Raw genomic sequence first — 19,155 nt, forward strand, 5'->3', positions numbered from 1 at the left:
CCGTAGTTCGTTGTTAGCGGCTATCGCGATCACTGGCCACCCCCTCGCCGAACGGGCCGCAGCGTGGCGTTGGCGGCTCTCCTGCCGACATTGTTGCGGCGGTGGGTAGGGGCTCGGCATCAGCAGCTTGAAGCCAGGCTCGTGAGTACCAGCATGCCGCCGTAGCCCGTCGACGGGCGGGCAACAGACGCAGCAGGTCGCCGATGAAGCGGCGGTCATCGCGGTTGATCGGGCAGCGTGTCGCGATCCATTCCACCCACCGCTCGGCTGAAGCGGGGCCAAGGTCGCCTCCTCCCGACAGGTGCCGGCTGATGCTCAGCCGGGCCTGCTCGATGCTGGCGCCAGCCTCGAAGGCATCGTCGATGGCGGCGGCCAGCTCTGCTCGTGCCTGGCGGCTCATCTTGTCCATGGCGCGACGTAGCCTGGCCTCCAGGTCGTGCCCAAGGTTGTGGCCTGCCTCGGACAGGGCGGCCAGCAGGGTGTCTATTTCGCGAAGTGGTCCGGCCTCTTCTTGCTGTCCCTCATCTTTATGGTGTCCTACATGTCCCATGTGTCCCAATGGCTCAACCATGCGGGTTTGCGGCGGGACACCTTCGGGACAGGTGGTGTCCTGTGGTGTCCCGGCGAAGGCACGGTAAACGTCATCCAGGCTCATGCTTGGATCTCCTCGCTTTCAGCAGGGCGGATTACGTAGACACGGCGGCGGGTGCCGTTGATGTAGATTCGAATGGAGCGAGCCGCGCTCTCTCGTCCGACTATCCAACCAGCGACCTCCAGGGCTTCGGTGCCGCGCTTCAGGTCGAAGCCACCTAGCGCCTCATTCAGCCCCTCCCTGTTGAACAGGAAGGCTCGTCCATCGGCATCGTCACGCCACCAGCCGGCACGGTTGTGAACTACAGGGCCGTGGGCTGGGTCTGCATCTACGTTGCTGAAGCGGGCATCGCCGTGACGCTCGATGAAGCCGAACACATTGGCCAAGATTTGCTCATGCTCGGTCCGCGCTCCGCCTTGCTCGGCAGCCCACGCTTGGAAGGCGTCAACAGCTGCGGCCATGGCTTCGCCTTGCTTCCAGCCGACCAGCCCATACTCGGCTGCCAACTCCCCGGCCAGCCCTATCAGTGCTAGTGCCTTGGCAGCCCGGCCTTGCAGCGGGCGGGTCGCTTCAAAGCCAGGAATCTGAGCGAAGCGGTCCACCTCGCCGGCCAGGTCTCGCTCCTCGCTCACCAGCTTTTCGATGAAGGCAGGACCAACGCGACCATAGTGGCGCGTGACCTCGCTCTTCAGGTGGTCTGCGAAGGCGCGGCCATCGTCCAAGCGGTGCAGGTGGTCGAAAGCGCCATGCTTGCGCTTGGCGGGTATGTCCAGCAGTCGGACAGCCTGCCCAGCGTGGGGGCGCTTGCCTGCCGCGCTCATGTGGGCGGCTAAGGTGCGCTCGCCGCTGCTCAGCACTGCGATGCGCCAGCGATGGGGGCGACGGGCGGTGCCGTTGCGGCTGGCGCGGGCTTTACCGACGCCATTTCCCAATGCGTAGACGGTGGCGCCGATCTCCCGGCCATCGGCCTCGCCGATCTCATCCAGCACCAGCGCCGTGTCGCTTAGTGCCGCAGCGATGCCTTCTAGTCCATTGCCGGTGGCTCGCCAGGTTCGCTTGAAGTCGGGCGCGCCCCAAACGCTGGACGCGACTTCCAGTAACGTAGTCTTACCGTTGCTGCTATCGCCCACCAGGTGGATGCCGGCGGCCTGCCGGTGGGTCAAGTACAGCAGCGGGCCGGCCAGGGCGGTGGACACAGCGAGAACCATTAGTGGATTGCCGCTGCATAGCTGGCCAATGTTGTCGCGCCAGCCCTCCAGAGTGCCGGCTGTGGCGTAGTCGTCATGAGAGGCGAACTCGGACTGGAAAGAGACCCGGCGGGCCATCTCACCCCGGGCGATGGTGCGCCGCGGCATGACAAACGCCCGACCTCCCTCCAGGGTGTGCCAGCCAACACGGGTTGCCGCTATCACCTTGTCCTCGGGTGCAGACTGAGCCAGCCACTTGTTCAGCCACTTGTGGGCGTCGGGATTGATCCTGACCCCCATGTCCAACAGCTCGCCGCGCAACTCCTCGCCGCTACCCTTGAGCAAACGTAGTGGCATTGCCCACTGGCGCCAGCCTCCATACGGCGGCTTGAACCGCAACAACAGACCATGGTTGTCGCCGCGCTCATCGTGAGTGGCAGCCAGGCACTCAATGGGGCTGCACACCCATACGTCGAACGACTCGGGATCGTCGTCACCCCTTGGCTGTCGCTGGCCGTGGTAGTAAAGGCCAGGCGGCCCGTAGCGGGTGAGTGTCAGGTAGGTGGCAAAGGCTGGGCGGCGCGGCTCCCTTGCTTCTTCTGGCTCGCTGTCATGGGCCTGTTGCGCAGGGTCCACTTCGTGTCCGATGGGACACATCGGGACAGGTGGTGTCTCGATGCTGTCCCTGCTGGAAGGCGCGTGGTTGCTGGGCTGGGACAGGTGGGACACATGGGACACATCAAGTAAGGTGTGTGCTGGGCTAGTCACGGCCACCTCCCTGCCGGCAAAGGCGTATATCGGCGAAGTCGGTGCAGGTCTCGCAGCCCTCGCAGAAGCTCGGCATCAGCAGCGTGGCGTCGATAGCCAGGGCAGCGTGGCGGGCAGCGACTCGCCCTTTGTTGGCGAGCCCCTGGGCCGGTAGATGCCGGTCATCGTCACCGCAGATGGTGATGCCCACCTCGGGGAGCCGCTGGCGCAGGCGACGGGCAACTAGGGCCAGGTTGTCGGCGTTGCGGGCGACCACGACCGGGCAGCCCATGGCCTCATGCAAGGCGGCAGCCGTTGACCAGCCCTCGGCCACCAGCACGCGCTCGGCGCCCTCTAGGCGGCCTATCAGGCTCGCCACGCCTTTGACGCGACCTCCCTGCAAGGGGCGTTTGCTGCCGTCAGGAAAGATGCGCTCCAGGTTGACTAGCTCGCCATTGAAGTACAGCGGTACCAGCAGCACGTTGCCGCGCTGGCGTAGACCATGCGGATGTAGTCGCTTCTTAGCTAGGTAAGGGTGGCCAGAATCAGCGGCACGAGCAGCAGCCCACCAGCGGCGGGCTTGCGTAGCTGTCTTGTCTTGCTGTTGACGGCGTTCGACCTCGCGTTGCTCCCTTGCATGCTGTGCCGCTAGACGCGCCTCAGCGGCGGCTGTGGGGTCAATCTCGCCGCCAATGCCGATAGTGTGCTGCTCTCCGGTATGCCAGAAGCCATAAACGCCCACTTCCAGCGAAGGGCACACATACCAGCCGTTACGGTTGCCTTTAGGCTTGTCGGCACTATCAAAACGGTGCAGGGCACCATCTGCGCGGATTGCCAGCCCGGTAACGCCATAAGCGGCTAAGGCATCGACTAGCGCCTGCTCAATGCTGCTATACTGGTTTTGCGTTGGCAGGACGCTTGCACGGGCCTCGGCTCCTCTATTGAGGGCCGGGGCTTGTTGCTTTGTGGCTGTCATCACTCACCCCCAGCCACCAGGCTGCCCAAGGCATGGGCGCGCTTGGTCATCTCTATCGCGATCAGGTCGCTTGCATCCAGCAGGCCGCCTAAGAACTCAGGCTCACTGATTCGGATAAAGTGATTGAGCGTGGCTTGGGCGCTTGCGGCCATCTCCATAAAATCGGCGCTTAATTCGCACTCAATGATGGCTGACTCAGCGGCTTCATTAACGCTTACAACGGCTGGCGCGCTCATTTCGCCGGCCAATTCGCCCTCGTGGTAAATCCGCTTCGAAGCGCCAGCACTAGGCAGTTCGACGCTACCGTTTTGCTCAATCTGGTCAGCCATGGCGCGCAACTGGGCTACCAGTTCGAGGCTGTCTTTAGCGTGCAGAGTAATATCGGTGGTGGTCATTGTTTGCCCCCTTCCAGCTCAATCGAACCGCCTAGCTCACTTACATCGTCAGCACCTTCCCGGGTGATTTCATGCCCAAGTTTGGCTAGGCGTGCCGCCGTCTTGTGTTCACCGCTTTCAAGCATCTTTGCGATGGCGTCAAACAGCGCGCTAGCGTGCTCAAAGCGAATCTCTGCAATCTCGACGTCGAGCATAATGTGCTGAATGGCTGCCTTATCCATGGGATACCTCCGATTGCATCTGGCTAGCTGCAAGGGCTTCTTCAAACATGCTTGCGTAGTGCTCAAGCGCGCTGGGCATTATCTCGCGGCCCTTTTCCTCGGCATCGGCTGCCTCTTCGCGCATCGTGCGAAGTAGGCCAGTGAGCTTGGTACCGGGGTCGGGGACTGGCTGGGGCTTGTGTGCAGTGGTTTGAAAGAGACGGGTGGTAAGCCGCTCTAACGTATCAAGGTGGTGCTGGGTTCCATGCAGAGCAGCCGCCAAGATGTGGGGCGCAACCTGCTTATCACCTTCAGCGGCATCGTTAAGCGCGATCTCCACTAGCGCGACGGTGTTACGCAGAATATGAAGATGCTGACTTGCTTCGTCGTAGGCTTGAAAGTCGCTCACGATGCACCTCCCTTGCCGGAAACGGCATTGAGGGCACGCGCTTCTATCTGTTGGGCTTTTTCGATGTGGCGGTTGTACTTGCGGAGGCGAACGCTGGCGCTGGAATCAGCGAACAAGGCGGCTTTCGCCATTGCACGATGGGCAGCGGCGCGACCTTTAAGGCTGCGGGTAATGAGGTTGGATAGGCGTAGTTGTGCCATGGGTGTGACTCCTTGATTATTGGAGCCGTCCCCGGATGCGGCCAAGCATCGGATGGGGGCGACTGTACGCGGGTTGGCCGACCGGTAATCAAGGGAACCGGCACGCTCGAAAGCGTCCCACGCACAGCCGCCATAACTAGCGGGCACAAAAAAAGCGCCTGCTATGTTGGTGGCGCTAGTGCGCCTTGATTTATTCGACCGGCCAAGGTCGGCTGACGATTTTGCGCCAGCCCTTGAAGCATAGCCGGGGTTGGTAGCAGAGGTCAACATTAAGCCACCTCCCGACGCTTTACGTTTTCCTCAGCGATGCTGCTCACGGCGTCACCATCGCGTAACCATTCCAGCACATCGATTAGGCGATAGCGGATACTACGACCACGACGCACAAATTTTGGCGCTGGTCGGCCAAGCAATAAGCCAGTGATACGGCTCTTGCGTGCTGTGCCTGGCTGAGCAGGTATCAGGTGGGGGAATACAGCGCGTTCGGGTAGCTCGATCAATGCAGGGTCGAAACCTGCACGGTAGCGTTCAAGGGCGCTATCTAGCAGGGTGGTAGGGGTTTGCGTTCTGTCAGTCATTGCAGCGTCTCTCTGTTCCTAGTTGACGCTGACAATGGTGAACGTGCTTTTGGTGGGTTTGGTTCAACTGGAAAAATCAGATTCCAATTGGAAAAATCAGGACTAGCTATCCTTCTTTGCCTCCCAGGCTCCGATGGCAGCCTTCAAAACCTCGTCGAGCGTACTTTTGCCAAACCCATATAGGTTTATTGGGTCGGCATCAGGATCGGACGGCTTCTCATAGCCCTCCACCACTCCTCGCATGATACTGATGATCCCAGACCTGTTGGGTCTCCCTGCTGCTGCATACGGGCCAGGATGTTGCTGCGAAAGCGCCTCGGCTAGCAGCCCCAGTACCTCCAGTGCTCGCAGCTCCTCAGCACCACTTGCGCCGCTACTGGCAGGCTTCTGGGGCTCTTCGACCAGGGCGTCGATGTCATCAGCTCGAACGAGGATGCTGCACCCATTTGGCAGGGTCTTGGCCCCGGAGTCATCTTGCCCAAGGAGCTCAATCACCTTTCCCGTTTCTGGGGACCAGATGTGAATGCCGCCCATCTCACACTCCAGCTCGCCATGCACATTGATGAAATGCCAAGGCATGCCGCCATGGTCCCAGAGCTCGAAGATGCCCCGCAGCCCACCGAGAAAGGGCGGCTCGTACACCAGTCGGTCGCTGAGATATTCGGACTCGCTGGGCTCAATGGTTGCCGTCCTGGCATTGACAGAGCCGCGCAGCTCCACGAACAGCGGTAGCTTGCCGTTAATGCCAAGTTTCAAGAGATCAACGGACCTAACCTCTTCGCTGGCCAAGTTGGCGAGCCTCGATGCGGCCTCCTCCAGCGTCAACCAGGGCTTCAGCTCTCTCAACAGTTTCTGCAACGCCATCGCGCTACTCCTAACGCACTCCAAGTAGGTTGGCTGGCTAACGCGGTGGAGTTATCCGCGCTTTCAGGTGATCGGCCCTAGCCAGCCAAAGCGTGCGACTGTGGTCGCGTTAATCTTCTAGCGTGAGCTGACGAATATGAATACCCATGGCTGTGGCCAGCTTCTTCAAGGTGGTATGGCGAGGCTTGGCGCTGGCGCTTTCCCACTGGGCAACTTGTGCCTGGGATACGTTCAAGCGTCTTGCTAGCTCGGCTTGTGTGACGCCAAGGTACTCGCGCCAGCAGCGGGTGAGCGGTACATCATCGACCAAGTGGCGGCTGACAATTTCGTGAGGCAGCGTCAACGCATCCACTTCCCCGGCACGCTCTACCAGGGCAGTAAATTGTTCTAACGGCAGCACGGCATAGCGGCGGCCTGCCTGTTCGCTAATCTGGTAATCAATAGGTGCGTTCATCGCGCTTTTTCACCTCCTCGATAGAGACCACTTGTAGGCCCGTTTCCACATCGAACAGCACCCGATAGCGGCCTACACGTAGGCGGTATTGGTACTGGTGGTGGGTGAGGGGCTTAATGTCGTGAGTCTCTTTACACTCTGGCCAAGTGGCTAGGTTGCCCACCCGTTTAATGACCATGGCGCGGTCAGACGCATGTAGCTTCTTGGCTTGTTTGGCCGCTTTGAGCGTCCATTGCACTTGATAGGTCATAAGGTTTCATAAGTTTAGGCGTTGGTTGAGACAACGGCAAGCGTCGGCAGCGTTTCTTGTGTAGCGTTCGGCGTCTGCTTCACCAGTGTTTCTACAATGTCGCGGGTGTGATCCGGGCGCAGGTGAGCGTAATGCTGAATGGTGGTCTGTATATCGCTGTGAGCCATCAGTTTGGAAACGGCGAGTAAGTCAGCTCCCGCCATCACCAGTTGAGAAGCGAAGTTGTGGCGCAGGGTATAAAGCACCAATTCATCAGGTAGACCGGCAAGCGTGCGCACTCTGGCCCATGGCTTCTGCATGGCTGTTCTATCAAAGCGCTTTCCTGTTTGCGGGTTGGGGAATACTAAGCCGCTCTTGGGCTTGCCTTGCTGTTCATGCCACGCACGCAGCACATCAGCGGCAGCGCTAGAAAGCGGAAAGGTCATAGGCTCGGCGTGGTGGTGCGCGGTTTTTTCTATGGTCTTGCGGACCGTCTTAAACGCCAAGTTGACGTGCTCCCAACGCAGGCCCGTAATATCACCCGGTCGAAACCCGGTGTAGTACATGGTCAGCACCCAAGGCATCACATGATCCACATAGGTAACGTGATCCAGGTCGGGCAGGTAGGCTTTGCCGTGGGCGCGGCTGTTGCGGCGCTGCTCTCTCTTTTCCTGTTGATAGGCTTCAAGGCCAGCAAACAGCGCTTTGACTTCATCCGGTTCTAAGTAGCGGCGTTGGCTTGCCTGCTCGGCTAAGTCGTCATCATTCAGGGCTGGGCGCTGTAAGTTCACACGCGCCAGCGGGTTGGTGGGAATCACGTCACGTTCAGCGGCATGGGCGAGAAGGCCGCACAACGCATCAAAGGAGCGCTTAAGCGTACTAAATGCGCGTGGCTTGTCGGCGCTCTCCTGCTCGGCCTGCCAGCGCTCTACATCTGCACGGGTAATATCGCCCATTGGCTTTGCCAGCCAGCTAGAAAAATCCTTCTCGATACGGCGCAAGGTGCCCGCACCATCCTTGCGGCGCTTCTGGTAGGCAGTGTAGGGGCCATGAAGGTAGGCGCGGAGCGTTTGCTGCTGCTGGCGTTGGCTTTCTACTTTGGCGGCTTCAATCGCGGCGCGGGGGTCGCCACCTTGTGCCACGATACCCAACGCTTCGGCAGCATCACGACGAGCCTGGGCCAGCGTCAATGCGCCATAAGTGCCTAGCGTCATCATACGGCGCTTGCCAGTCTTGGTGCGGTAGTAGAGTCGAAAGGTAAGGCCGCGTTTACCAGAGCGCACATGAAAGCCGCCTAGCTCGGTATCCCATACATCACCAGAAGGCTGTTCTCGCGCCAGCTTTTCAATGCTTTTGGCGGTCAGCTTTATACGGGTTTCCGTGCCTGCCATGGTGCGCCTCATTTTCTAGGTGACAAATAGGTGACACTTAGAGGATATATCTAGGCACATTCAGCAACAAGCATAAACTAATGGTTGGATTATAAGTGGCTATATTTATTGGGTATATTTGCTTTCGTTTGTTGATGCTTGTTTCTGCTAATATACCGGGTAAACGCAATGGGGTTGCAAAGGTCGCAGGTTCGAATCCTGTCACTCCGACCAATATCGAAAAAGCCGCTGCATTTATTGCAGCGGCTTTTTTTTCGTTGGCTCATGTTGGTGTCTCTTGATATGCGTCAAGTTTTGAGCGGTGGGAATCATTCTGTGCAGCCGGGTACGGTATGCTCTTGGGCAGGTGGAAGGTCTACTCAAGCGCATCGATCAGGAGGCAAGGATGAGTCGCACAGGCAAGCAGTCTGCAACGCCCGAGGCATGGCATGGGCTGTCGGTAGACGAGGCGTTGGCGCAACAGTCGGCGACCCGTGAAGGTCTGAGCCGCGAAGAAGCAGAGGCGCGTTTGGCTCAGTATGGTGAAAACCGCCTGGAGCAGGCCCAAGGGCGCCCCTGGTACAAGCGGCTGCTGGCGCAGTTTGCCAATATTCTGATGCTGATTCTGGTGGTCGCGGCGGTGGCCAGCTTTCTGCTGGGCCACGTGATTGATGCGGCCGCCATCGTGGGCGTGGTGTTGATTATTGCCTTGATCGGCTTTTTCCAGGAAGGCAAGGCCGAGCAGGCGCTGGACAGTATTCGCAACATGCTCTCTCCCCAGGCAAACGTGCTGCGCGATGGCCAGCGCACCACGGTGCCCGCCGAAGCGCTGGTGCCCGGGGACATCGTGCTGTTCGAGAGCGGGGATCGCGTGCCTGCGGATGTTCGGTTGCTGGAAGTACGGCGCTTGAAAACCGATGAGGCTGCCCTGACCGGTGAATCGGTACCCGTCGATAAGCAGCCCGAACCGCTGGCCCGCGATACCGAGCTTGCCGAGCGTTCGAACATGGCGTTTGCCAGCACGCTGGTCGTGCAGGGGAATGCCCGGGGCCTGGTGGTGGCGACCGGAGGGCGCTCGGAAATTGGCAAGATTTCCGAATTGCTGCGCAGTGTCGAGCAGATCAAGACGCCATTGCTACAGCAGTTGGATAGAGCTGGCCGAGTACTGGCGGTGTTTATCCTGCTGGCCGCTGGGATCACGGCGCTGCTGGGTACCTGGCTGCATCAGCAGCCCTTGGGTGAGATGTTCATGGCGGCCGTGGGCCTGGCGGTAGCGGCCATTCCCGAGGGCCTGCCTGCGATTGTGACCATTGGCCTGGCGCTGGGCGTTCAGCGCATGGCCAAGCGGCGGGCCATTATCCGGCGGCTGCCCGCCGTGGAAACGCTGGGTTCGATTTCCACCATTTTCTCCGATAAGACCGGCACTCTGACCCGTAATGAGATGACTGCCCAGGCAATCTGGCTGCAGGATGCCCGTTTCACGCTCGAGGGTATCGGCTTTGCCCCGCATGGCAAGCTATGCCGGGAAGGAGCGGCCACCGAGGCGCAGTGCAATGGACGGGCCCATGAACCTGCCTTGCAACGTTGCCTGTTGGCCAGCGTACTATGCAACGATGCCGAGCTGCACCAGGAAGATGAACGCTATCGCATCTTTGGCGACCCCACCGAAGGGGCGCTGGTGGTGGCTGCCGAGAAAGCGGGGCTTGATCACCTGGCGTTGCGCCAGCAGTACCCGCGTCTCGATGCGATTCCTTTTGAATCAGAGCACAAGTACATGGCCACGCTGCATGACCTTGAGGGTGGGCGGCGGCTGCTGGTCAAGGGCGCGCCGGATCGCATTATCGAAATGAGCAGCCATGTGATCACCGATGAAGGCGAAGCCCCGCTGGTAGCCAGCGAGTGGGAGGCGCATATCGAAGCGCTGTCCTCGAAAGGCTTGCGGGTGCTGGCGATTGCCGAGAAGGCAATGGAAGAAGACGCTGAGCTCGACCACCCTCACGTGCAGTCGGGGTTGCGCCTGCTGGGGTTGATAGGGCTGTTGGACCCGCCCCGTGAAGAGGCCATCGAGGCGGTGAAACGCTGCCAGCGCGCCGGTATTCGCCCGGTGATGATCACCGGAGACCATGCTGCCACCGCCCTGGCCATTGCCCGCCAGTTGGGATTTCAGCACACCGAACGGGCCTTGACCGGGCGTGAAATGGAGGCCATGTCGGATGAGCAGCTCGAAGCGATCATTCTGGAGGTGGATGTGTTTGCTCGGGCGTCACCAGAGCACAAGCTGCGGTTGGTCAAGGCCATGCAGGCGCGTGGAGGCGTGTGTGCCATGACGGGTGATGGGGTCAACGATGGCCCGGCGCTCAAGCGGGCAGATGTGGGTGTCGCCATGGGCATTCAAGGAACGGAAGCGGCCAAGGATGCCTCGCAAATGGTGCTGGCCGATGACAATTTCGCCACCATCGTCCACGCCATCGAAGAGGGGCGTAAGGTTTACGACAACATTCGCAAGACGATTACCTTCATCCTGCCTACCAACGGTGCCCAAGGGCTGGCCATCATGCTGGCCGTGCTGGCGGGCACGAGCCTGCCGGTGACTCCGCTGCAGGCGCTCTGGGTGAACATGGTAGTGGCCATTACGCTGGGCCTGGCGCTGGCATTCGAATCCGGTGAGAAGGACCTGATGCAGCGACCGCCCCGGGACCCCAAAGCGCCGCTGCTGGACCTCTTTTTGCTTTGGCGGGTGGTGTTCGTATCGCTACTGCTGCTGATTGGCGTATTCGGCATGTTCAACTGGATTCTGGGGCAGGGGGGTAGCGAAGCGCTGGCTCGCACGGGGGCGGTCAACATGCTGGTGGCGGGCAGTGCCGCTTACCTGATCAACAGCCGCTACTTGCTCAACAGCACGCTGACCTGGAAAGGCGTGTTTGGCAGTCGGCCGGTGTGGCTTGCCATCGGGTTGGTCCTGCTGCTGCAACTGGGGTTCACCTATTTACCCTTCATGCAGTTCGTGCTGGTCAGCGAGGGGCTGGCTGCTCACCACTGGCTTGCCATCCTGGCGGGGAGCGTGGCCGTGTATGGCGTGGTCGAGGTGGAGAAAAGTATCCTTCGCCGGAGGAGTTGAGTACTGCCGCTTGCCAAGGGCAGGCGGCAGAAACGTTAGCGCGACGTGGGTGCTTAGTTGCCCTGGGCTTTGTGGTCGGCAAGTGCCGCTGCTACGGCCTCTTGCCACTGCCCTTCGGTAATGCCCCAGTGGTCGGCCTGCTCCTTGTCAGGATTGCCGGCCGCTGCTGCATTCAGCTCTTCCGGGGAGTAGCTTTCAAAACAGTGCTTGGCAAACGCCTTGGCCTTGCCATCGCTCAGTTGATTGATCATTTCCATGGGTCGCTCCTTTCCCTGGTGCTGAAGTAAGAGGTAATAAGTACCTGATGCCGAGCGCAGCCCGGCAACGGACAGCCGTCAGTATAGCCTCAGGCCATCAATGCATCCACGACGATCTTGACGGCAATCGTGGCCAGCAGGCACATGATGAGCCTGTCGAACCAGCGATGGGGCAGGCGTTTGCCCAGCCGGGCGCCCAGCGGCATGGCCGCCAGAATGACCAGCAGGGCCGCCAGACTGTACAGCGAGCGCTCCCAGGTGAGAATCCCCGCGCTGAGCAGGGCCGGAATCTGCACCAGGGTGATCGCCACGAAGAACACCGATATCGAGCCGATGAACACCGGGCGCTCCAGACGCATCGCGTTCAGAAAGGTCACCGACGCCGGGGCGGACATGCCCGCCGCGCCTTGCAGCACGCCTGCCACCAGCCCCACCGGCAACACGATGCGCTGGGCCAGCGGGAAAGGCAGTGTGAAGCTGCGGTTGGCCAGCTTGATGGCCAGATAGAGCACGATGGCCGCCGCCACGCCCAGCGACAGCAGCGTGGGCGACAGCACCACCAGCCCCCAGGTGCCGATCACGATGCCCAGCCCGCCGGAGAGGCCGAACCAGAGCAGGAAGCGATGCGGCAGCAGGTGGTGGCGGTACTGCCAGACCTGTAGGGCATTGCTGAACAGGTTCGGCGCCACCAGCACGGCAATGGCCAGCTTGACGTCGTACAGCATGGTCAGCACGGGAATGACGATGACCGGTACGCCAGAGCCGATGGCACCCTTGATGATTCCCGCGGCCATCAGCGTCAGAAAGGCAACGATCATGCGGCGTTACTCAGATTACTTGAGTACATGGGCTTACTTGAGCACATAGCAGGGCGTGTAGGGCTGCCCATCCAGTTTCATGCGGCCCTGGGCCACGAAGGAGCTGAGCAGAGCGTCCAGCCGCTGCATCAGCTCGGGCTCTGCCGTCAGCTCGAAAGGCCCGTGGGCCTCGATGGCCCGAATGCCAGGCTCTTTCACGTTGCCTGCCACGATGCCTGAAAAAGCACGGCGCAGATTGGCTGCCAGCTCGTGGGTGGGCTGCTGGCGGTGCAGTGCCAGGCTGCGCATGGCCTCATGGGTAGGCTCGAAGGGGGCCTGGAACTCGCGGGCAATGGTCAGACGCCAATTGTAGTAGAACGCATCCTGGTGCTGGCGGCGGAACTCGCTGATCTGCTGGATGCCATCGCGCATGGTGCGTGCCACGGCCGTCGGGTCGCCGGTGATGATGGTGTAGAAGCGGCGGATCTCTTCACCCAGGGTGTAGACCAGAAACTCGTCGATTTTCTCGAAATACTCGGCGGAACTGGCGGGGCCGGTGAAGACCAGCGGGAAGGGAATGTCCTGGTTGCTGGGGTGCAGCAGAATGCCCAGCAGGTAGAGAATCTCTTCGGCGGTGCCCACGCCGCCGGGGAACACGATGATGCCGTGGCCCAGGCGCACGAAGGCTTCCAGGCGCTTTTCGATATCCGGCATGACCACCAGTTCATTGACGATCGGGTTGGGGGCTTCCGCGGCAATGATGCCTGGCTCGGAAATGCCCAGGTAGCGGCCCTCCTTGCGGCGCTGCTTGGCATGCGCGACATTGGCCCCTTTCATGGGGCCTTTCATGGCCCCTGGGCCGCAGCCGGTGCAGATGTCCAGGTCGCGGAGCCCCAGGTGATAGCCGACGTCCTTGGTGTATTCGTACTCTTCACGGGAAATCGAGTGGCCGCCCCAGCATACTACCAGGCTCGGGTCGCGGCCCGGCTTCAGCGTGCCCGCTTTGCGCAGAATGTGGAACACGGCATTGGTGGTGCCTTCGCCAGTGCTGAGGTCGAAACGATTGTGGTGCTGGATCTCGTTATAGACGTAGACGATGTCACGGATGATCGACGACAGGTGCTCACGAATGCCGCGTATCATGCGTCCGTCAACGAAGGCTTCCGCTGGCGCGTTGGTAAGCTTCAGACGTATCCCGCGATCCTGCTGCAGCACTTCGATGTCGAAATCCTTGTAGGCTTCGAGGAGGGCCAGGCTGTCATCGGTGGGGCTGCCGCAGTTGAGCACGGCGAGGGCGCAGCGGCGCAACAAATCATGTAACCCGCTTTTCGAGGTGCTCTTGAGGCGATTGACCTCGTGCTGGGACAGCACTTCCAGGCTGCCTTCGGGAGAAATGATGCTGGAAATGGTGGCGCGGGGTGCTGAAGGTTGCGTCATTGTATGGACTATCCCTGAGTATGATCATGACCAATCGGCATACTAGCATGCTGCTCTCTCACGTTCAGCTGCCTTGCCCTGCTACGGGCACCCGTGCCCGAGGCGGTCGTTTTTTATGCTAGGCTAGAGGCTTGGCGCCGGTAGGCATCCATTCCAGGCGCCCTGGTGATCCTCACTGTGACAGTGACCGTTAATGATGAAGTTGCCGGGAATCCATGTTCAACGCTCAATACTTTCGTACCTTTATCACGCTGGTGGAGACGGGCAGTTTCACGCGCACCGCACGACGCCTTGAAATGACGCAGCCAGGCGTCAGCCAGCATGTCAGAAAGCTGGAAACCTATCTGGATAAAGCGCTGATCGAGCGTCACGGGCGCAGTTTCACGCTGACCGAGTCTGGTCGTCGCGCCTATGACTACGCGCTGAAGCTGTTTGCCGAGCATGAACAGTTCAGGCATGGGCTGGACGATGATTCGCTGGATAGCGGCGAGTGCCGCATTGCCTCCCCGGGCAGCGTTGGGCTGATGTTCTACCCGTATATCCTGGGGCAGCAGCAGATGCACCCCAGCCTGACCGTCAACTACAGCTTTGCCTTCAATCATGAGATCGTCAACGACCTGTTGGAAGGGCGTTACGATATTGGCATCGTCACCGAGCAGGTCAACCATACCGAGCTTGCCTGCACCGTCTGGCACAAGGAGCCCCTGTGCCTGGTGGTGCCCGCCGACTTCGCGGGCAGTTCCTTGGCCGAACTGATGGGGTTGGGCTTCATCAATTACTACGATGGCATTAACCATGCCAACGCGCTGCTACGGGCCAATTTCCCCGACGAGTTCCGCTCCATGACGCATTTTCGCCACCAGGGGTTTACCAACGAAGTCAGCATGGTGCTGGACGCTGTGGCTCGGGGGTTGGGCTTTACCGTTGTGTCACGGCTGGTATTGGAAACTTCTCCCTGGCAGCGCCAGGTGAAGCCGCTGGCACTGCCGCAGGTCATTCACGAAGTGCTCTATCTGCTGCGGCGCAAGGATTCCGTGTTGCCCAAGCGTTACGAGAAGCTGCTCAAGGGTTTCCATGACCAGCGGCTACAAGAAACGACGCCTCTGGAACCCTGAACAGGGCCCCAGAGGCGCGAGGGGAGGCTTACCTAGAGGCGATATTCGTCAATGCTGGGGCACGAGCACACCAGTTGGCGATCACCAAAGACGTTATCCACTCGGTTGACCGATGGCCAGTACTTGGCGGCGGCGACGGCTTCGCTGGGGAAAGCCCCCAATTGGCGGTCATAGGGGCGCTGCCAGTCGCTGTCCATGACGTCGGCCTGGGTATGCGGCGCATTGACCAGCGGGTTGTTGTCCAGCGGCCACTCTCCATTCTCGACGCGCGCGATCTCTTCACGAATGGCAATCATCGCGTCGCAGAAGCGGTCGATCTCGTAGAGTGATTCGGACTCGGTAGGCTCGATCATCAGCGTGCCGGGTACCGGGAACGACATGGTCGGCGCATGGAAGCCATAGTCCATCAGTCGCTTGGCGATATCTTCTTCACTGATACCCGAGGCGCTCTTGAGCGGGCGGATGTCGATGATGCACTCGTGGGCCACATAGCCGTTCTGGCCGCGATAGAGAATCGGGTAGGACGGCGCCAGCCGTTTGGCGATGTAGTTGGCGTTGAGAATGGCGATCTCCGTTGCCTCGCGCAGCCCCCGCGCGCCCATCATTTTGATGTACGCCCAGGAGATGGGCAGGATCGAGGCGCTGCCAAAGGCGGCAGCAGACACTGCGCCACCGGGCTGTACGCCATCGATGGGCGTGACCACATGGTTGGAAACGTAAGGAGCCAGATGCGCCTTGACGCCAATGGGGCCCATGCCCGGACCGCCACCCCCGTGAGGAATGCAGAAGGTCTTGTGCAGGTTGAGGTGCGATACATCCCCGCCGAAGTCGCCTGGGCGTGTCAGCCCCACTTGGGCGTTCATGTTGGCGCCGTCCACGTAGACCTGGCCACCGTGCTGGTGAATCACCTTACACACCTGACGAACGTGGGACTCGAATACGCCGTGGGTAGACGGGTAGGTGATCATCACCGCCGAGAGCCGCTCGCTGTACTGCTCGGCCTTCTGGGTCAGGTCGGCCAGGTCGATGTTGCCGTTGGCGTCGCACTCGACCACCACCACCTCCATGCTCAGCATGGCGGCAGATGCCGGGTTGGTGCCGTGGGCAGAGCTGGGAATCAGGCACACATCCCGGTGGGCTTCCCCTTGGGCGGCCTGGTAGCGGCGAATGGCCAGCAGGCCGGCATATTCGCCCTGAGCACCAGAGTTGGGCTGCATGGAGATATGATCATAGCCGGTCACTTCCACCAGGAAAGCGGCCAGCTCGTCGATCATCTGATGATAGCCCGCCACCTGGTCGCGAGGTGCGAAGGGGTGCAGGTGCGCGAAGGCAGGCCAGGAGACCGGAATCATCTCGCTGGTGGCGTTGAGCTTCATGGTGCATGAGCCCAGCGGAATCATGGCATGGGCCAGTGAGAGGTCCTTGTTCTCCAGGCGTTTCAGGTAGCGCAGCATTTCGGTTTCGCTGCGGTAGCGCGTGAACGTCGGATGGCTCAGGAAGTCGCTTTCCCGCTGGTACTCGGCCGGAATGCCTGCCAGCTTGCCTTCCACCACTTGCTCGTCGAGGGCGGCGACGGAAAGACCGTGCTCATCGCCGAGCAGCACATCGAACAGGGTCGCGACGTCATGGGCCGTCGTGGTTTCGTCGAGGCTGATGCCGACATCGCCATTGGCGAAATAGTGCAGGTTGATGTCATGGGTCATGGCGCGGCCATGGATCTTGCCTGCATCGACCTGGGTAAGGCGCAGCGTATCGAACCAGCTATCGTTGGCCAGCTGCACACCCACCTGTTGCAGCCCGGTGGCCAGCAGGGTGGTCAGACGGTGAACGCGGCCAGCGATTTTGCGCAGCCCCTCGGCACCGTGATAAGTGGCATAGAAACCGGCAATGTTGGCCAGCAGCGCCTGGGCGGTACAAATGTTGGAGGTGGCCTTCTCGCGACGAATGTGCTGTTCGCGGGTCTGCATGGCCATGCGCAGCGCGGTCTTGCCACGGCTGTCTTTTGAAACGCCGATGATGCGGCCCGGAATGGAGCGCTTGAGCTTGTCGGAGGTGGCAAAAAACGCTGCATGTGGGCCACCGAAGCCCATGGGTACGCCAAAGCGCTGCGAGCTGCCCACCACGATGTCGGCACCAAAGATACCGGGCTCTTTCAGCAGTACCAGGCTCAGCAGATCCGTGGCCACGCAGGTCATGACGCCCTTTTCCTGGGCCTTGGCGAGCAGCGGCGCGAGGTCGGTGATGTTGCCGCTGGCGGACGGGTACTGAACCAGCGCGCCGAACACCTCCTCGTCTGCCAGTTGCTCCGCCGGTGCAATCTTCAGTTCGAAGCCAAAGAATTCCGCGCGGGTCTTGATGACGTCCAGGGTTTGCGGGAAGACGTCTTCAGCAACGAAAAAGGTGTTGGACTTGCTCTTCTTGTTGCCGCGCTTGCACAGTGCCATGGCCTCGGCGGCGGCGGTGGCCTCATCGAGCAGGGAGGCGTTGGCAAGCTCCATCCCGGTGAGATCCATGACCACCTGCTGGAAATTCAGCAGACCTTCCAGGCGCCCCTGAGAAATCTCGGGCTGGTAAGGCGTGTAGGCGGTGTACCAGCCGGGGTTTTCCAGCACGTTGCGCTGAATCACGGCGGGCATGTGGGTATTGTAATAACCTTGGCCAATGTAGCTTTTGGCCACGCGGTTCTGGCGTGCCAGCTGGCTCAGGTAATCCAGGGCTTCTGCTTCACTACGGGGGGCGTCCAGTGCCAGTTCGCGGCCCAAGCGAATGTCGCTTGGCACGGTCTGCTCGATCAGATCTTCCATGTGCTGCAAATCGAGCGCTTTTAGCATGGTGGCGACATCGTCGGGGCTAGGCCCGTTATGGCGTTTGATAAAAGCATCGTGGTCGGCCAGTTCGGCCAAACGGCGTGTTTCAAAAGGCATGGGAAGGTTCCGAACGTGATGAGTAAACCGTGGGTCTCAGGGCAGCCGGTTCAGCGTGGCTACGGTGCAGCGTGTCCAACCCGCCAAGGGGTAGGCGGCCGCGTGATGCATCAGGGTGTTAACGTGAACGCCTGCACGGAGGCAGGCGTTCGGGTAAAGCTTATCAATCGTCGGCGCTGAGCGACGCCTGATAGGCATCGGCGTCCAGCAGGCCTTCGAGGGCCTGGCCTTCGACGCGCACCTTCATGATCCAGCCGCCTTCGTAAGGGGCTTCATTGACCGTTTCAGGCGCATCTTCCAGCGCTTCATTGACCTCGATCACTTCGCCATCCACCGGCGAGTAGAGATCAGAAGCAGCCTTGACCGATTCGATCACGCCAAACTCCTTGCCCTTGCTGAGGCTCTGACCGACCTCCGGCAGCTCGACGAAGACTACATCGCCCAGCGCTTGCTGGGCGTGGTCGGTGATGCCGATGGTAACGGTGCCGTCCTGATGATCCAGTACCCATTCGTGGCTGGCAGCGTAGCGCAAATTAGCTGGAAGATTGCTCATGAAGGTTCCCTTGTTAAACAGTGGAGTGAACGACAGCATACTAGCGTCTGTCGGTCAGCTTGGCGACTGTTGGGCACGGGTTGTCTAGTGTGCCATGTGCGTATGGTACCTTGTTTCCAATTGGAAACAAGTTTCTCATCAGTGGCAAAAAGAGAAAAAATTGGACGCTATTCACTTTGGGGCGACGCGCGTTTGATTTTCCAAAAAAAGAGGCTTTCTCTGCCGTTTGGCGACATGACCATGGATGTTCACCAGTAAGATGGTATAAAACATGCCAATCTTGCGTTTTTTTAGCGTGCAGTAAACGCTATGGTAGGCAGGCGCAGGAGCTTCTTCCCTGAGCGTCATGGGGGAAGCGTGACCGGACCTTTATAATAAACTTGCTAATCCTTCGGTTAAGGAGAGTCGTGTGGAAATGTTAACGAACCTATTAGGGGCCATTAACGGCGTGGTGTGGGGGCCGTTGATGCTGGTGCTGCTGCTGGGGGTGGGTATCTACCTGCAAATTGGCTTGAAACTGATGCCGATACGCAAGCTCGGCATGGGTTTCAAGCTAATGTGGCAAGGCCGCGATGTAAAACCTGCTGACAAGAGCGCATCGAAAGCCAGCAGTGATGGGGAAATTTCGCCGTTCAACGCGTTGATGACGGCGCTGTCCGCGACGATTGGCACGGGCAACATTGCCGGTGTCGCCACGGCCATCGCGCTGGGCGGGCCAGGTGCTGTGTTCTGGATGTGGATCACCGCGTTAGC

Annotated in this window: 20 protein-coding genes; 4 read left to right on the plus strand and 16 right to left on the minus strand. The window is 60.2% G+C overall.

Translation table 11 applies throughout. The annotated features are described in order from the left end of the window. Positions 1-13 precede the first annotated feature (13 nt). The 11 genes from B7L71_RS01585 to B7L71_RS01640 all read right to left on the minus strand — a co-directional run bounded on the left by B7L71_RS01585 (position 14) and on the right by B7L71_RS01640 (position 8,222). Positions 14-655 carry a hypothetical protein gene (locus B7L71_RS01585; RefSeq protein ID WP_081135494.1) on the minus strand — a complete coding sequence of 214 codons (642 nt, stop codon included), beginning with the start codon at positions 653-655 and terminating at the stop codon, positions 14-16. Next, positions 652-2,547 carry a DUF927 domain-containing protein gene (locus B7L71_RS01590; RefSeq protein WP_139790013.1) on the minus strand — a complete coding sequence of 632 codons (1,896 nt, stop codon included), beginning with the start codon at positions 2,545-2,547 and terminating at the stop codon, positions 652-654. Before B7L71_RS01590 ends, B7L71_RS01585 begins: the two co-directional genes overlap by 4 nt. After that, on the minus strand, positions 2,540-3,502 hold the full coding sequence (locus B7L71_RS01595) for a toprim domain-containing protein (protein ID WP_081135500.1): 963 nt from the start codon (positions 3,500-3,502) through the stop codon (positions 2,540-2,542). The genes B7L71_RS01590 and B7L71_RS01595 overlap by 8 nt, the downstream gene beginning before the upstream one ends. Beyond that, a complete protein-coding gene (locus B7L71_RS01600; RefSeq protein WP_081135502.1) occupies positions 3,502-3,897 on the minus strand; it encodes a hypothetical protein in 396 nt (131 codons plus the stop codon). Before B7L71_RS01600 ends, B7L71_RS01595 begins: the two co-directional genes overlap by 1 nt. After that, positions 3,894-4,118: a hypothetical protein gene (locus B7L71_RS01605; RefSeq protein ID WP_081135505.1), complete on the minus strand. Its 225-nt coding sequence runs from the start codon at positions 4,116-4,118 to the stop codon at positions 3,894-3,896. The genes B7L71_RS01600 and B7L71_RS01605 overlap by 4 nt, the downstream gene beginning before the upstream one ends. Next, a complete protein-coding gene (locus tag B7L71_RS01610; protein ID WP_081135507.1) occupies positions 4,111-4,506 on the minus strand; it encodes a hypothetical protein in 396 nt (131 codons plus the stop codon). The genes B7L71_RS01605 and B7L71_RS01610 overlap by 8 nt, the downstream gene beginning before the upstream one ends. Next, on the minus strand, positions 4,503-4,706 hold the full coding sequence (locus tag B7L71_RS01615; RefSeq protein WP_081135510.1) for a hypothetical protein: 204 nt from the start codon (positions 4,704-4,706) through the stop codon (positions 4,503-4,505). The genes B7L71_RS01610 and B7L71_RS01615 overlap by 4 nt, the downstream gene beginning before the upstream one ends. Positions 4,707-5,386: 680 nt before the next feature. After that, positions 5,387-6,148, minus strand: coding sequence for a hypothetical protein (locus tag B7L71_RS01625; protein ID WP_081135515.1), 762 nt, complete (start codon positions 6,146-6,148; stop codon positions 5,387-5,389). A gap of 109 nt (positions 6,149-6,257) precedes the next feature. Then, a complete protein-coding gene (locus B7L71_RS01630; RefSeq protein WP_081135517.1) occupies positions 6,258-6,602 on the minus strand; it encodes a helix-turn-helix domain-containing protein in 345 nt (114 codons plus the stop codon). Continuing rightward, positions 6,586-6,852 carry a type II toxin-antitoxin system RelE family toxin gene (locus tag B7L71_RS01635; protein WP_054641742.1) on the minus strand — a complete coding sequence of 89 codons (267 nt, stop codon included), beginning with the start codon at positions 6,850-6,852 and terminating at the stop codon, positions 6,586-6,588. The genes B7L71_RS01630 and B7L71_RS01635 overlap by 17 nt, the downstream gene beginning before the upstream one ends. Positions 6,853-6,866: 14 nt before the next feature. Further along, entirely contained in the window at positions 6,867-8,222 is a 1,356-nt protein-coding gene (locus B7L71_RS01640) for a site-specific integrase (protein WP_081135520.1), read from the minus strand. A 95-nt stretch (positions 8,223-8,317) separates the two neighbouring features. Between B7L71_RS01640 and B7L71_RS16885 the strand changes: the two genes are divergently transcribed. Beyond that, positions 8,318-8,503: a hypothetical protein gene (locus tag B7L71_RS16885; protein ID WP_139790014.1), complete on the plus strand. Its 186-nt coding sequence runs from the start codon at positions 8,318-8,320 to the stop codon at positions 8,501-8,503. A gap of 104 nt (positions 8,504-8,607) precedes the next feature. Further along, positions 8,608-11,319 carry a cation-transporting P-type ATPase gene (locus B7L71_RS01645; protein WP_081135522.1) on the plus strand — a complete coding sequence of 904 codons (2,712 nt, stop codon included), beginning with the start codon at positions 8,608-8,610 and terminating at the stop codon, positions 11,317-11,319. 53 nt (positions 11,320-11,372) lie between these two features. Here the strand turns inward: B7L71_RS01645 and B7L71_RS01650 are convergent, their stop codons facing one another. From B7L71_RS01650 to ppnN, 3 genes are all read right to left on the minus strand, one after another. Next, a complete protein-coding gene (locus tag B7L71_RS01650; protein ID WP_016913770.1) occupies positions 11,373-11,576 on the minus strand; it encodes a hypothetical protein in 204 nt (67 codons plus the stop codon). 89 nt (positions 11,577-11,665) lie between these two features. Beyond that, positions 11,666-12,394: a sulfite exporter TauE/SafE family protein gene (locus tag B7L71_RS01655; RefSeq protein ID WP_016913771.1), complete on the minus strand. Its 729-nt coding sequence runs from the start codon at positions 12,392-12,394 to the stop codon at positions 11,666-11,668. A 33-nt stretch (positions 12,395-12,427) separates the two neighbouring features. After that, complete coding sequence (gene ppnN, locus B7L71_RS01660) at positions 12,428-13,810, minus strand: nucleotide 5'-monophosphate nucleosidase PpnN (RefSeq protein ID WP_016913772.1); 1,383 nt, start codon at positions 13,808-13,810, stop codon at positions 12,428-12,430. A 215-nt stretch (positions 13,811-14,025) separates the two neighbouring features. Between ppnN and B7L71_RS01665 the strand changes: the two genes are divergently transcribed. Beyond that, entirely contained in the window at positions 14,026-14,925 is a 900-nt protein-coding gene (locus tag B7L71_RS01665) for a LysR family transcriptional regulator (protein WP_081135525.1), read from the plus strand. 32 nt (positions 14,926-14,957) lie between these two features. On the opposite strand, the gene gcvP is transcribed toward B7L71_RS01665, so the two are convergent. Next, the gene (gene gcvP, locus B7L71_RS01670; RefSeq protein WP_081135527.1) at positions 14,958-17,849 is read right to left on the minus strand and encodes an aminomethyl-transferring glycine dehydrogenase; all 2,892 of its coding nucleotides are present in this window, start codon (positions 17,847-17,849) and stop codon (positions 14,958-14,960) included. A gap of 163 nt (positions 17,850-18,012) precedes the next feature. Next, positions 18,013-18,402, minus strand: coding sequence for a glycine cleavage system protein GcvH (gene gcvH, locus B7L71_RS01675; protein ID WP_081135530.1), 390 nt, complete (start codon positions 18,400-18,402; stop codon positions 18,013-18,015). Positions 18,403-18,811: 409 nt separating this feature from the next. Here gcvH and B7L71_RS01680 point away from each other — a divergent pair. After that, on the plus strand, positions 18,812-19,155 hold a 344-nt coding region (locus tag B7L71_RS01680; RefSeq protein ID WP_139790020.1), incomplete at its 3' end, for an alanine:cation symporter family protein.

The organism is Halomonas sp. BC2, from assembly GCF_002078115.1.
In the GTDB taxonomy this organism is placed as follows: Bacteria; Pseudomonadota; Gammaproteobacteria; order Pseudomonadales; family Halomonadaceae; genus Vreelandella; species Vreelandella stevensii.